General features: G+C 71.8%; 11 protein-coding genes. 7 read left to right on the top strand and 4 right to left on the bottom strand.

Annotation, left to right across the window (positions count from 1 at the left end; genetic code table 11):
* Positions 1-26: 26 nt before the first annotated feature.
* On the bottom strand, positions 27-626 hold the full coding sequence (locus ACGFZW_RS28540; RefSeq protein WP_393896109.1) for a CGNR zinc finger domain-containing protein: 600 nt from the start codon (positions 624-626) through the stop codon (positions 27-29).
* A 65-nt stretch (positions 627-691) separates the two neighbouring features.
* Between ACGFZW_RS28540 and ACGFZW_RS28545 the strand changes: the two genes are divergently transcribed.
* Positions 692-1,525, top strand: coding sequence for an alpha/beta fold hydrolase (locus tag ACGFZW_RS28545; RefSeq protein ID WP_393896110.1), 834 nt, complete (start codon positions 692-694; stop codon positions 1,523-1,525).
* Between the two features lie 234 nt (positions 1,526-1,759).
* Positions 1,760-2,800: a hypothetical protein gene (locus tag ACGFZW_RS28550; protein WP_393896111.1), complete on the top strand. Its 1,041-nt coding sequence runs from the start codon at positions 1,760-1,762 to the stop codon at positions 2,798-2,800.
* 60 nt (positions 2,801-2,860) lie between these two features.
* Here ACGFZW_RS28550 and ACGFZW_RS28555 read toward each other — a convergent pair whose 3' ends face one another.
* Positions 2,861-3,469 carry a TetR/AcrR family transcriptional regulator gene (locus tag ACGFZW_RS28555; RefSeq protein WP_393896112.1) on the bottom strand — a complete coding sequence of 203 codons (609 nt, stop codon included), beginning with the start codon at positions 3,467-3,469 and terminating at the stop codon, positions 2,861-2,863.
* 159 nt (positions 3,470-3,628) lie between these two features.
* On the opposite strand from ACGFZW_RS28555, the gene ACGFZW_RS28560 reads away from it, so the two are divergent.
* Both ACGFZW_RS28560 and ACGFZW_RS28565 read left to right on the top strand, forming a co-directional pair.
* Positions 3,629-5,128, top strand: a complete 1,500-nt coding sequence (locus tag ACGFZW_RS28560; protein ID WP_393896113.1) for a purine-cytosine permease family protein — start codon at positions 3,629-3,631, stop codon at positions 5,126-5,128.
* Positions 5,129-5,211: 83 nt separating this feature from the next.
* Positions 5,212-6,873, top strand: coding sequence for an amidohydrolase (locus ACGFZW_RS28565; RefSeq protein ID WP_393896114.1), 1,662 nt, complete (start codon positions 5,212-5,214; stop codon positions 6,871-6,873).
* 77 nt (positions 6,874-6,950) lie between these two features.
* On the opposite strand, the gene ACGFZW_RS28570 is transcribed toward ACGFZW_RS28565, so the two are convergent.
* Both ACGFZW_RS28570 and ACGFZW_RS28575 read right to left on the bottom strand, forming a co-directional pair.
* Positions 6,951-8,483 (bottom strand): DEAD/DEAH box helicase, encoded by a 1,533-nt coding sequence (locus ACGFZW_RS28570; RefSeq protein WP_393896115.1) that lies wholly within the window; start codon positions 8,481-8,483, stop codon positions 6,951-6,953.
* A 358-nt stretch (positions 8,484-8,841) separates the two neighbouring features.
* Positions 8,842-9,045, bottom strand: coding sequence for a cold-shock protein (locus ACGFZW_RS28575; RefSeq protein ID WP_393896116.1), 204 nt, complete (start codon positions 9,043-9,045; stop codon positions 8,842-8,844).
* Positions 9,046-9,454: 409 nt separating this feature from the next.
* Between ACGFZW_RS28575 and ACGFZW_RS28580 the strand changes: the two genes are divergently transcribed.
* The 3 genes from ACGFZW_RS28580 to ACGFZW_RS28590 all read left to right on the top strand — a co-directional run bounded on the left by ACGFZW_RS28580 (position 9,455) and on the right by ACGFZW_RS28590 (position 12,493).
* Positions 9,455-10,282: an MBL fold metallo-hydrolase gene (locus ACGFZW_RS28580; RefSeq protein ID WP_393896117.1), complete on the top strand. Its 828-nt coding sequence runs from the start codon at positions 9,455-9,457 to the stop codon at positions 10,280-10,282.
* Between the two features lie 130 nt (positions 10,283-10,412).
* The gene (locus ACGFZW_RS28585; RefSeq protein WP_393896118.1) at positions 10,413-11,960 is read left to right on the top strand and encodes an ATP-dependent DNA ligase; all 1,548 of its coding nucleotides are present in this window, start codon (positions 10,413-10,415) and stop codon (positions 11,958-11,960) included.
* Between the two features lie 62 nt (positions 11,961-12,022).
* Positions 12,023-12,493 (top strand): NUDIX domain-containing protein, encoded by a 471-nt coding sequence (locus tag ACGFZW_RS28590; protein ID WP_393896119.1) that lies wholly within the window; start codon positions 12,023-12,025, stop codon positions 12,491-12,493.
* Positions 12,494-12,526 lie beyond the last annotated feature (33 nt).

A 12,526-nucleotide genomic window follows, 5' to 3' on the forward strand; every position in this document is an offset into this window, starting at 1 on the left:
TGCCCCGGGAAGCCCGGGGCAGGCTGTCAGGAGTCCGGCGGGGCGCCTTCTGCGTCTGTCAGCTTGCGGGCGCGGTAGTTGGCGACGTTTCGGCGGTTCCCGCAGAGGTCGGGCATGCAGTAGCGGCGTCGTCCGGCCTTGCTGGTGTCGACGAACATCCCGTTGCACGCCGGGGCGGTGCAGTGCCGGAACCGGTCGTGGCTCAGGGTCCGCAGGGCGCCGAGCAGCCCCGTGCCCATGAGGACGCCCAGCTCGTCGGCCAGTGAGGCGTTCGAGGAGGTCGCGAGGTACCACTGCCACCGGCCGTGGGTGTCCCGGTGCAGGGTCGGGCCGATGCCCGCCCGGGCGACCAGCGCCGTGGCGGCGTCGACGACCGCTTCCTCGGTGGCGGCCTCCAGGATGGTGCGGACTTCCTGGCGGAGGATGCGCACGTGGCCGAGGTCCTCTTCGGTGAGCCGACGGCCGTGCGCCATCGCGTCCGGGCGGATGTTGCGCTCGGTGAGGAACTGGGCCAGGGCGTCCGGGGTGGCGAGGACCTCGCCCGAACTGCGGACCGCGGGCGAGGTGTTGACCAGGTCGGTGGCCACCCCCGCACCTCGTGCGTAATCGGAGAAATCGATATTCAAGCCTTACTCCATGCTACGGTAATCGGAGAAAGTTAAGTTTACCCCTTAGCTTGGGAGTGGTTGCCATGACGGCGCACGCGAAGTCCGCGTGGAGGTTGGCCGACCGGGTCCGTGTGTCAGGTGGTGAGGTCGCCGCGGGCGTCTTCGGGGAAGGGCCGCCCGTGGTTCTTGTCCACGGCACTCCCGCCTGGTCCTACCTGTGGCGCGAGGTCGTCCCGCTGCTGGCCCGCGAGTACACCGTCCACGTCTGGGACCTGCTCGGCTTCGGTGATTCCCGGCCTGATCCGGGCGTCGAGCCCTCGATCGCGCGGCAGGCTCGCACGCTGGTCGAGCTCACCGAACACTGGGGCCTCGATTCGCCGAGCCTGGTGGGACATGACATCGGCGGGGGGATCGTGCTGCGAGCCCATCTGGTCGAGCAACTGCCGGTCCATCGGATCGCGTTGCTGGACGCAGCGGTCCTCGGCCCCTGGAACACGCCGTTCACCGAACACCAGCAACGGCACGCGGACGTGTACCGCACCATGCCCTCCGACATCTTCGGCGACCTCATCGCCGCACGCTTTCGCACCGCCACGCACCATCCGATGTCCACCGACGTCGCGAACGCCTACCTCTCCCCCTGGGCCGGAGCAGCCGGGCAGCAGCGTTGGATCGATCAGGTGGCAGCCGTCAGCTTCGAGGACACCCGCGAAGTCGTGGACCTCCTGGACACGATCACCGCTCCGACGTTGGTGGTGTGGGGTGAACAGGATCTGTGGCTCGCCCCGACCACCGGCGATCAGCTCGCCGTCGCGATCCCCGGGGCGCACCGGGCGACAGTCCCTGGAGCCGGCCATTTCGTCGCTGAAGACAACCCGCACGACACCGCGGACGCCCTGCTGCGCTTCTTCTCCTAGGTCGCGTCGTTCGGCATCCGACCGTGGGGTCCGGTGCGCCGCCGGACGATCCTTCCCCGGCGTACTCACCGCAAGGGTCCCGCTCCGAGGAGCCGTCAGCTCCTCGCCGAGGTCGCACGTGCCTGGCTTGATCGCGGCGGTATGCGTGCCGCACGGGGTTTTGGTCCGTGTGACCGGGAGAAGCGCAGGGGACGGGGGATGGGAGCAGCAGGGAAGGCAACGGACGGAGGCGACGTGGCTGACGAGGTGCGAGGGCTGACCGGTAGGGGCGACGGGCGTGGTGGCCGTACGGCGGTGCCGGCCGGGGCGCGACGTCGGAGCGTGCTCGCGGTCACGGCGGCGGCGGGCCTCGGGCTGTTCGCCGGATGCGCCAAGCCGTCCGCGCGCGCCGACCCGGCCCCCGGTGCGTCGCCGCCCGAAGGGCGGAGTCACGCCCCGTCGGCGAGCGGCAGTCCGTCGGTGCGCCCGACGAAGCGGCGCCCCGAACTACCGCGTGGTGGACGGGAGTTGTTTCCTCACTACCGACTCGTGGGGTTCTGCGGCCTGCCCGGCGCGGCGGCCCTCGGCCGGCTCGGCACCGGTGACCCCGACAAACGGGCCGCCGAGATCGAGAAGGTGGCAGGCTCCTACGCCGCGGGGCGTGAGCCGCTGCCCGTCTTCGAACTCCTCGCGGTGGTGGCGAATTCCGCGGCGGGCCCGGACGACACCTACCGCTCGCGGACGCCCGCCGCGACCGTTCGCCGCTTTCACAAGCTGGCCCGCGAGCACCGCGGTCTGCTGCTGCTGAACATCCAGCCGGGCCGTGCGGCGATGCTCGACGAGGTCAAGGCGTTGCGCGAGTGGCTGGTCCATCCCGACGTCGGGGTCGCGCTCGACCCGGAATGGGAGATGGGCCCTGGCGAGGTGCCGGGCGACACCTACGGCCACACCAGCGGCCATGAGCTGACCGAGGTCGCCCGCTACCTGTCCGACCTGGTCCGCGAGCACGACCTGCCGCAGAAGCCCCTCGTCTTCCACCAGGTCGCCAAGTCCGTGGTGCGCGAGGAATCCGCCCTGCGACCGCAGCCCGGCGTCGCGCTGATCAAGAGCGCGGACGGCATCGGCTCGCCGGGGCTCAAGCGCGGCACCTGGCGGCAGCTCGTCAGCGATATGCCCGACGGCCTGCACACCGGCTTCAAGCTCTTCTACGACGAGGACGCCGAGAGCAGCCGCCTGATGACGCCCAAGGAGGTCCTGGCGCTCAAGCCGCAGCCGGAGTACGTGATGTACGAGTGACCGGGCGAGTGGGGGGCGCGGGACGGACGGGTGATTGGCTGAACCGGGGTGGGCCGGCCGTCAGTCCTCTCTCCGCGCGATCAGCCGTTCCGCCGCCGAGCGGGCAACGGTCAGGGCCTGCCGGCGGTCGGTGCCCCGCTGGCCCAGGACCACCCGGGTGCTCAACCCGTCCAGCAGTGCCAGGAGTTCGCCCGCGCGCGCCGGTACGTCCATCGGCGCGAACCTGCCCCGGTCCACGCCCTTCGCGAGCAGATTCTCCAGGTCGTCCTGCCAGCCCTGGTCCATCTCCTCCTGTGCCTGGTGCAGCGACTCGTTCGACGGTGTGCGTGCCCACAGCTCGATCCAGAGCATCCAGCGCGCGTCGCGAGGCCCGCGCGGCAGGTAGAGCTGCAGGAACAGATCGAGTTTGCGCTCCGCGGCGAGCCGGCGGGTCAGCAGGTCCCGCCGCTCGCCGGTGAGAGCGGCCTCGCTCCAGCGCAGGGCCTCCAGCAGGAGCAGGTCCTTGCTGCCGAAGTAGTACAGGATGTGGCCGCCGCTGGTGCCCAGCCGCTCGGCGAGCGCGGACATGGTGAGCGCGGCCAGGCCCTTCTCCGCGATGGCCGCCATGGCGCCTTCCAGGATCCGCTCCTGGGTGATGTGCCCGTCGCGCCGTCGTACCGCCCCTGCCACCCGTGCCGCCTCCGCTCTCACCGTGCGTGGTCCCGACCCTATCCGCGGATTCGCGCAGAGGTCTTGACGGGTGGGGGAGCCGTCGCACATCTTGAATGCCGTTCTAAAACTTAGAACGTCATTCAAGATCTCTGGGCAGGACGGAAGGGCGGGAAGCGGATGGCACAGCAGCAGCCGGAATCCGGCAGATTCGGTAGCACCGGCACCGGCACCGGCACGGACCCGGAGCACACGGGCCGGGCGGCCTCCACCGCGGCGACCGAACCTCAGGCCCCGGCCGGCGACGAGGTCTTCCGGGTCGAGCGGCACGGCATCGACCCGATCCCCGACGACGAGCGGCACGGCGGTGCCAAGGACCTCTTCTGGCTCTGGTTCGGCTCCAACCTCACCTTCACCTACGTGATCAACGGCGCCCTCGCCGTCGCCTTCGGCCTGTCCTTCTGGCAGGCGACCGCGGTCGTCGTCATCGGAGGTCTGGCGTTCTTCGCCATCAGCGCCGCGGGCCTGAGCGGCATCCGCACCGGAACCGCGACCCTGGTGATCTCCCGCGCCGCCTTCGGCGTGCGCGGCAACTGGCCGGCAGGCCTGCTCAACTGGGTGGTCAGCATCGGCTACACCATCGTCAACACGGTGGTCGGCACCCTCGCCCTCGAAGCGTTCTTCGCGGACCTGGGCCTGCGCGGCGGCGATCTCATCCGCGCGCTCGCGCTGCTGATCACCCTCGCCCTCACCTTCGCGGTGGCGATGTGGGGCCATGCGACCGTCCAGTTCGCCGAGCGCTGGATGGCGTACGTCCTCGCCGCGGGCTTCGCCGCGCTCCTGGCCTTCGTCGTCCCCGGAGCCGAGACCGCAGCGCCCGGGGCAGGACCCGGGGCGGCCGGCTGGAGCCTGGCGTTCGTCGTGATGCTCGCAGGCCCGTTCTCGTACCTGCCGATGCCCGCCGACTACACCCGCTACCTGCCGCGGACGACATCGCTGCGCGCCATCACCTGGAGCGGCGCGCTGGGCGGGTTCGTCTCCTCCGTGGCGCTCGGCGTCATCGGGGTGGCCGCCGCGACGCGTACCGACATGACCGACGCGGTCGCCGGCACCGAGCAGCTGCTGCCGAGCGGGTTCCAGCCGGTCTTCCTCGCCCTGGTCCTGGGCGGGTCGGTCACCAACTCGATCATCACGCTCTACTCCTCCAGCCTGAACCTCCAGGTCCTCGGCATCCCGTGGACCCGGGCAAAGGCCATCGTGATCAGCGCGGTGGTCACCGCCCTCGGCTCGCTCGGCGCCCTCTTCCTCGCCGATTTCACCGCATCGCTGCTGTCCTTCCTCTCCCTGCTGATCATCGTCTTCGCCCCCTGGGGCGGCGTCTTCCTCGCCGACATGCTGCTGCGCCGCTGCCGTTACGACACCCGCGCCCTGCATCTCGGGCGCGAAGGGAGGTACTGGTACCGCGGCGGCTTCCGCCCCGCGGGGGTGACGGCACTGCTCTCCGGCATGGTGTTCGCCGCCCTGACCTGCGACTCCGAGCTGTGGACCGGCCCGCTGGTCGCACCGCTCGGCGGCGCGGACCTCACCCTGCTCGGCGCGGTCGTCGCCGGGCTCGTCCACATGCTTCTCGCCCGCAGGGAGTCCGCCCCCGTCGCCTCACCGCCGACAGAAGCGGTATGACCCGCGGCCTGCAGACACTTGCCCGCACCACCGCTTCCCACGTCCCACCGCTTCCCCCGTACCAGCGCAGGAGTTCACCCCGCATGCCCCGCACCGCACCACCCGCAGGCCCCGCAGAGCTGGTCCTCACCCACGCCCGGATCCACACCGTCGACCCCGCCCTCCCCGAGGCGCAGGCCCTCGCCGTACGCGAAGGACGCCTCGTCTGGCTGGGCTCCGACGCCGACGCGGCGCGCTGGACCGGGCCGGACACGGAGGTGATCGACGCGGGCGGCCGGCTGGTGCTGCCCGGCTTCGTCGACGCCCACAACCACGTCCGGCTCGGGTCCGACGACGCCTGCGTCCAACTCGCGGGCGCCCGCAGCCTCGACACGATCCACCAGCGCCTTCGCAGCTGGCACGCCGCCCACCCCGACGCCGAGTGGATCGAGGGCGAGGCGTTCGACTACTCGGCGATCCCCGGCGGCCGCATGCCCACCGCCGCGGACCTGGACCCGGCCACCGGCGACACCCCCGCCTTCGTCCTGAGCTACGACGTGCACACCGCCTGGCTCAACACCGCGGCCCTGCGCCGCCTGGGCATCGACCGGGACCACACGAGTCTGCCGTTCGGCGAGGCCGAGACCGATCCGGCGATCGGCGAACCCACCGGCTTCGTCAAGGACTTCGCGGTCAAGGGCCTCTCCCGGGACGGCCACCGCGCCCTGCGGGCGCTCGGCGTGCCGTGGGCCTCGACCGACCGCCAGTACGGGCGCCTCGCCAAGAGCCTCGACGACGCCATCCGCTTCGGCATCACCACCGTCGTCGAACCGCAGAACTCCCTCGATGACCTCGCGCTCTTCGACCGTGCCCGCGCCGAGGGCCGGCTCAGGTCCCGGATCGTCGCGGCGCTCTTCCACCCGCGCGGCACCACCGACGCCGATCTCGACGACTTCGCGGCGGCCGCCCGGCGCTACGACGACGACCGGCTGCGGGTCGGGCCGCTCAAGCTCTACATCGACGACGTCGTGGAACCGCGCACCGCCGCACTGCTGGAGCCCTACGCGGGCTGCCGCCACCACCGCGGGGAGACGTTCTACCCCGCGGCCGACTTCGGTGAGCTGCTCACCGCACTCGACGCCCGCGGCTTCCAGTGCTTCGTGCACGCCACCGGCGACCGGGGTATCCGCACCGTCCTCGACGCCGTCGAGCAGGCCCGCACGCGCAACGGCCCGCGCGACGCCCGCCACCAGGTGGTGCACGTGGAGTGCCTGGACCCTGATGACACCCCACGCTTCGCCGAGCTGGGCGTGGTGGCCTGCATGCAGCCCCGGCACTGCGCCCCGGAGATCGCGGGACCCGGCCAGGACTGGGCGGAGAACGTCGGTCCCGACCGCTGGCACAAGGCCTGGCCGATGCGCAGCCTGCACGACGCCGGAGCGGTGCTCGCCTTCTCCAGCGACTGGAACGTGGCCGAGATGGACCCCATGGTGGGCATCTACACGGCGGTCACCCGGCGCTCTCTCGACGGGGGCGCGGCCTGGCAGCCGGAAGAGACCGTCGACGTCGAGACCGCCGTGCACGCCTACACGATGGGCTCCGCGTACGCCAACTTCCTGGAGGAGGAGCGCGGTTCACTGACGGTCGGCAAGGTCGCCGACTTCGTGGTGCTCTCCCGCGACATTCTGCGGGGCGCACCCGAAGAGATACCGGGCACCGTCGTCGAACGGGTCGTCGTGGGCGGCGAGACCGTACACAAGGCCTGACAGGGCCCCCGCACATGCAGCAGCCCCCGAGGCCGGCGCGTCACGCGCCGGCCTCGGGGGCCGATCATGCCGGGGGCTCAGGAAGTGGCGGCGTTCCTGCGCGGCGCCGAACGGTCCCCGCCGCCCGCGCGGCGGGCCTGTGCGGGGCGGCTGCGCCGGCCTCGCGAGGAGGAGGCGCTGCGCTTGGGGCGCTCGGTGACCGGGGCGGTGATGATGACGGGGATGCCGGAGGGGGCCTGGGCGCCGGTGATGCGGTTGAGTTCGGCGTCGCCGGAGCGGACCTGGGTGGTCTGCGGGGTGATGCCGGCGGTCGTCATCAGGCGCGTCATCTCGCGGCGCTGGTTGGGCAGGACGAGGGTGACGACGCTGCCGGACTCGCCGGCGCGCGCGGTGCGGCCACCGCGGTGCAGGTAGTCCTTGTGGTCGGTGGGCGGGTCGACGTTGACGACGAGGTCGAGGTTGTCGACGTGGATGCCACGGGCCGCGACGTTGGTGGCCACCAGCACGTTCACGTGGCCGGTCTTGAACTGCGTCAGGGTGCGGTTGCGCTGCGGCTGGGACTTGCCGCCGTGCAGCGCGGAGGCACGGACACCGCTGGCGAGCAGGTCCTTGGTGAGGCGGTCCACGGCGTGCTTGGTGTCCAGGAACATGATCACCCGGCCGTCGCGGGCCGCGATCTCGACCGTGGTGGCGTGCTTGTCCGCGCCCTGGACGTGCAGGATGTGGTGCTCCATCGTGGTGACCGCGCCGGCGGAGGGGTCGACGGAGTGCACGACGGGGTCGTTGAGGAAGCGCCGGACGAGCTTGTCGACGTTGCGGTCGAGGGTGGCGGAGAACAGCATCCGCTGGCCGTCCTCGCGGACCTGGTTGAGCAGCTCGGTGACCTGGGGCATGAAGCCCATGTCGGCCATCTGGTCGGCCTCGTCCAGGACGGTGATCTTCACCTCGTCCAGGTGGCAGTCGCGGCGCTCGATGAGGTCCTTGAGGCGGCCCGGTGTGGCCACGACGACCTCGACGCCGCCACGCAGCGCGCCGGCCTGGCGACCGATGGACATGCCGCCCACGACCGTGGCCATCCGCAGGTGGAGGGCCTGGGCGTACGGGGTGAGGGCGTCGGTGACCTGCTGGGCCAGTTCGCGGGTGGGCACCAGGACGAGTGCGAGCGGCCGGCGGGGCTCGGCGCGCTGGCCGGCGGTGCGGGCCAGCAGGGCGAGTCCGAAGGCGAGGGTCTTGCCCGATCCGGTGCGTCCGCGGCCCAGCACGTCGCGGCCTGCGAGGGAGTTGGGCAGCGTCGCCCCCTGGATCGGGAACGGCTCGGTCACACCGAGCCGTGCCAGGGTCGACAGCAGGGGCGCCGGCATGTCCAGCTCGGCGAACGTCTCGACGGCGGGCAGCGGCGGGGTGACGGTGACGGGCAGCGCGAACTCGCCCTGGGGCGCGGCCGCCTTGGGACGGCGCGGGCCCTGCGAGCGGAATCGGCCGCCGGAGCCACCGGAGCCGTTGCCGCCGGAGCGGCCGGCGTAGCCACCGGAACGGGAGCCGCCGGAGCCGCCGGAGCGGGAGCCGCCGGAGCGGGCGGAGCGGTCATTGGAGCGGGTGCTGGGGTTCATGCGGAACCTTCCTCGATGCGGCGCGTATCGAGGGAGACCCGGCGGACGGAAGCCGCACGGAGAATCGCAAGAACGAGCCGGAAGAGTGGAGACCGGAGCGGGACGGTGAAGTCCTCGTTTCCGGAGCCTCGAAAAACGGTCGGCGGCCGCCGGGAATGCGGCGGTCGAAGAGCCGGACCGGGGACCGGACAGTCGCGGTGCTGCGCTGCCGGTCGGTGAAGCGGAACGTCATTGTCCGCTGCCGGGTGCTGCGAGGCCGTCGTACGGGGCGCCCTGAAGGGTGCCCCGCCGGGCCGTCGGTCCGACGGGAGGGTCCCGCACCGGTGAGGTGCGGGACCCGGTGGTACTGCTGTCCTGGTCAGACCGGGACGATGTTCTCCGCCTGGGGGCCCTTCTGGCCCTGCGTGACGTCGAAGCTGACCTTCTGGCCTTCCTGAAGCTCGCGGAAGCCCTGGGCCTGGATGTTCGAGTAGTGGGCGAAGACGTCGGCGCCGCCACCGTCCTGCTCGATGAAGCCGAAGCCCTTTTCCGCGTTGAACCACTTCACGGTGCCAGTCGCCATGTGAAATCTCTTTCGATAGGGAGTGCCAGGACCCACCTGGTGTGGGTCCTCAGTCGCTGATGAGCCCATCCGGAGATGACCGGCAACAAAAAATGCGCCCGCGGGTCACTGCCCGTCAGGCGCACACAAAGTCATGGGTACCAAAACTGCAACTGATATGAACGTAGCACGGATCTTGACGACGTGCGGGCAGAAGTGGCGAAGGTGCTGGTGGCGGGCGTCACGGTACTGCCAGGTCACGCCGGCGCCGTCCAGGTAGCGGGCGCGTACATGTAAATGCCGGTATCCGCAGGTATGTACCGGTAGGGCCTTGTATCCCGGGGTGGACGCGGAGAAGACTCGGCCCCGGGGAGTGGCGCCGAGCGAACAACCGGTCCGTGGCAGCCGTCGGGGGGCGAGGAGGCCTGGCATGTTCATCCACCGGCTGGGACGGGACGTCACCGTCCTCAACGATCACCTGCCCATACCCGGAATCGGCTTTCTGACGGTGAACGCGTTCGTGCTGCACGCCGCGGAGCCCGTCGTCGTCGACACCGGGCTCAGTTTGCCCGAGCGGGGCTTCATGGACGCGCTCGCTTCCGCGGTCGACGTCGGCGACGTGCGGTGGATCTGGCTGACCCATCCGGACCGGGACCACACCGGAGCCCTCTTCGAGCTTCTCGCCGCCGCCCCCGAGGCGAGGGTGGTGACCACCTTCCTGGGCGCGGGGATCATGTCGACCGAGCGCCCGCTGCCGATGGACCGGGTCCACCTGCTCAACCCCGGGCAGAGCCTCGATGTGGGTGACCGGACGCTGGTCGGTTTCCGACCGCCGCTGTTCGACAATCCGGCGACCGTGGGCTTCTTCGACACCGCTTCGCACACCTGCTTCAGCTCCGACTGCTTCGGGGCGCCCATGCCCAGCTCCGACCTCGCCACCTGTGACGACGTGGCGAACGTCCCGGCTGACGACCTCCGGGACGCTCAGCTCCTGTGGGCGACGGTCGACAGTCCCTGGGTGCACATGACCGACCCCGCGGCGTTCCTCGCCTCGGCCGGACCGCTGCGCGCGATGAATCCCGTGCGCATCCTCAGCACCCACCTGCCGCCCTCCACGGGGCGCGGAAAGGAGTTCCTCGACATGCTCGCCGACGCGCCGGATGCCGACCCGTTCGTCGGCCCGGACCAGCGCGGCCTGGAGCAGATGCTGGCCGGCTTCGAGCCGGCGGCACCGACCGTCCAGCCCACCGTGACGTAGCCCGTGGGCTCACGGCCGTGAGTGGGGGGAGCACGAGGGGTTCGAACGCACCGGAAGTCCGCCCCCATGGACGCGTCGGAGCCGTCCCGCGCAGGGGGCGAGGACGGCACCGCGGGGGCAGGATGACCGTATGTTGCTGGCCGAGCTTGCACGGGTGTCGAAGGACGTCGCGGGGACCTCGGCGCGGTCGCGGAAGACCGCGCTGCTGGCCGGGCTCTTCCGGGACGCCGCCCCGGAGGACGTACCGGTGGTCATCCCCTACCTCGCCGGGCGGCTGCCGCAGGGACGGATCGGGATCGGGTGGAGTGTCCTGCGCGAGCCCGTGGCGGCCGCGTCGACCCCCACCCTGACGGTGCACGACGTCGATGCGGCGCTCGACGCGCTGGCGGAGGTTTCGGGCACGGGAGCGCAGGCCGAGCGCCGGCGGCTGGTCCAGGAGCTGATGGGGGTGGCGACCGAGGAGGAGCAGCGCTTCCTGGTCGGGCTGCTGACCGGCGAGGTACGCCAGGGCGCCCTCGACGCCCTGGCCGTCGAGGGGCTCGCCGCCGCGACGGACGCGCCCGCGGCGGACGTGCGGCGCGCCGTGATGCTGGCGGGCTCACTGCAGGACGTCGCGCGGGCGCTGCTGGCCGAGGGGCCGGGGGCGCTGGCGGAGTTCCGGCTCACCGTCGGGCGTCCGGTCGGGCCGATGCTGGCGCACAGCGCCGGGAGCGTGGGGGAGGCGGTGGACAAGCTGGGGGCGTGCGCCGTGGAGGAGAAGCTCGACGGCATCCGGGTGCAGGTGCACCGGGACGGTGCGGACGTGCGGATCTACACCCGCACCCTGGACGAGGTCACCGACCGGCTGCCGGAGGTCACCGCCGTCGCCCGGGACCTCCCGGTGGGCCGCTTCATCCTGGACGGCGAGGTGATCGCCCTGGACGCCGACGGCCGCCCGGTGCCCTTCCAGCGCGTCGCGGGCCGCTTCGGCTCACGGGTCGACGTCGCCGCCGCGCAGGCCGCGCTGCCCCTGTCCCCGGTGTTCTTCGACGTGCTCTCCCTCGACGACCGTGACCTGCTCGACCTGACCGCCGCCGAGCGGCACACGGAGCTGGCCGCACTGGTGCCCGAGCATCTGCGGGTGCGCCGCACGGTGGTCCGGGACCCGGCGGACGGTACCGAACGTGCCGCGGCGGAGGAGTTCTGGAGCAGGACCCTGCGGCGCGGGCACGAGGGTGTCGTCGTCAAGGGCCTGGACGCCCCGTACAGCGCGGGCCGCAGGGGTGCCTCCTGGCTGAAGGTGAAGCCGGTGCACACGCTGGACCTGGTCATTCTCGCAGCGGAATGGGGACACGGCCGGCGTACCGGAAAGCTGTCCAACCTCCATCTCGGCGCGCGGGCCCCGGACGGCGGGTTCGTGATGCTCGGCAAGACCTTCAAGGGCCTGACCGACGCGACCCTCGCCTGGCAGACCGGGCGGCTGCAGGAACTGGCCGTGGAGGAGAGCGGCCATGTCGTGACCGTGCGGCCGGAACTCGTCGTGGAGATCGCCTACGACGGCCTCCAGACGTCCTCGCGCTATCCGGCGGGGGTGACCCTGCGCTTCGCCAGGGTGCTGCGCTACCGGGAGGACAAGACGGCGGCCGAGGCGGACACGGTGGAGACCGTGCTCGCCGCGCATGCCGACGGGGCGGCGTAGGCCCACCGGAGACTTCCCGGCGGTTCCCGGCCGGGAACGGGCGGGCCGGGCAGACTGGGGCCATGGCGGGAAAGCGAAGTGCCGGACTGCTGCTGTTCCGCGGTGACGGCGGCGAGGTCGAAGTGCTCCTGGGCCATATGGGCGGCCCGCTCTGGGCGCGGCGGGACGCGGGTGCCTGGTCCGTGCCCAAGGGCGAGTACCTCCCGCCGGAGGAGCCGCGGGCGGCGGCCAGGCGGGAGTTCGAGGAAGAGCTCGGGCTGCCGCCCCCGGACGGCCCGTACGTCCCGCTGGGCGACACCCGGCAGTCCGGCGGCAAGGTCGTCACGGTGTGGGCCGTCGAGAGCGACCTCGACCCGGACCGCGTCGTGCCCGGCACCTTCACCATGGAGTGGCCAAGAGGCTCCGGGGAACAGCGCAGCTTCCCGGAGATCGACCGGGTGGCGTGGTTCTCCCCGGACCGCGCCCGGGAGCGGATGGTGGCCGGCCAGCGGGTCTTCCTGGAACGGCTGGCCGCGCACCTCGCGGACCGGTGAGGGCGGGCGCCGTCCGGGCCGGCTGTGGTGTCG

This window comes from Streptomyces sp. NPDC048248, from assembly GCF_043201875.1.
GTDB lineage: Bacteria > Actinomycetota > Actinomycetes > Streptomycetales > Streptomycetaceae > Streptomyces.

Excerpts from the sequence above, each read along its gene's own strand:
- ACGFZW_RS28545 (WP_393896110.1), top strand. The coding sequence starts at position 692 with ATGACGGCGCACGCGAAGTCCGCGTGGAGGTTGGCCGACCGGGTCCGT.
- ACGFZW_RS28560 (WP_393896113.1), top strand. The coding sequence starts at position 3,629 with ATGGCACAGCAGCAGCCGGAATCCGGCAGATTCGGTAGCACCGGCACC.
- ACGFZW_RS28565 (WP_393896114.1), top strand. The coding sequence starts at position 5,212 with ATGCCCCGCACCGCACCACCCGCAGGCCCCGCAGAGCTGGTCCTCACC.
- ACGFZW_RS28570 (WP_393896115.1), bottom strand. The coding sequence starts at position 8,483 with ATGAACCCCAGCACCCGCTCCAATGACCGCTCCGCCCGCTCCGGCGGC.
- ACGFZW_RS28575 (WP_393896116.1), bottom strand. The coding sequence starts at position 9,045 with ATGGCGACTGGCACCGTGAAGTGGTTCAACGCGGAAAAGGGCTTCGGC.
- ACGFZW_RS28580 (WP_393896117.1), top strand. The coding sequence starts at position 9,455 with ATGTTCATCCACCGGCTGGGACGGGACGTCACCGTCCTCAACGATCAC.
- ACGFZW_RS28585 (WP_393896118.1), top strand. The coding sequence starts at position 10,413 with ATGTTGCTGGCCGAGCTTGCACGGGTGTCGAAGGACGTCGCGGGGACC.
- ACGFZW_RS28590 (WP_393896119.1), top strand. The coding sequence starts at position 12,023 with ATGGCGGGAAAGCGAAGTGCCGGACTGCTGCTGTTCCGCGGTGACGGC.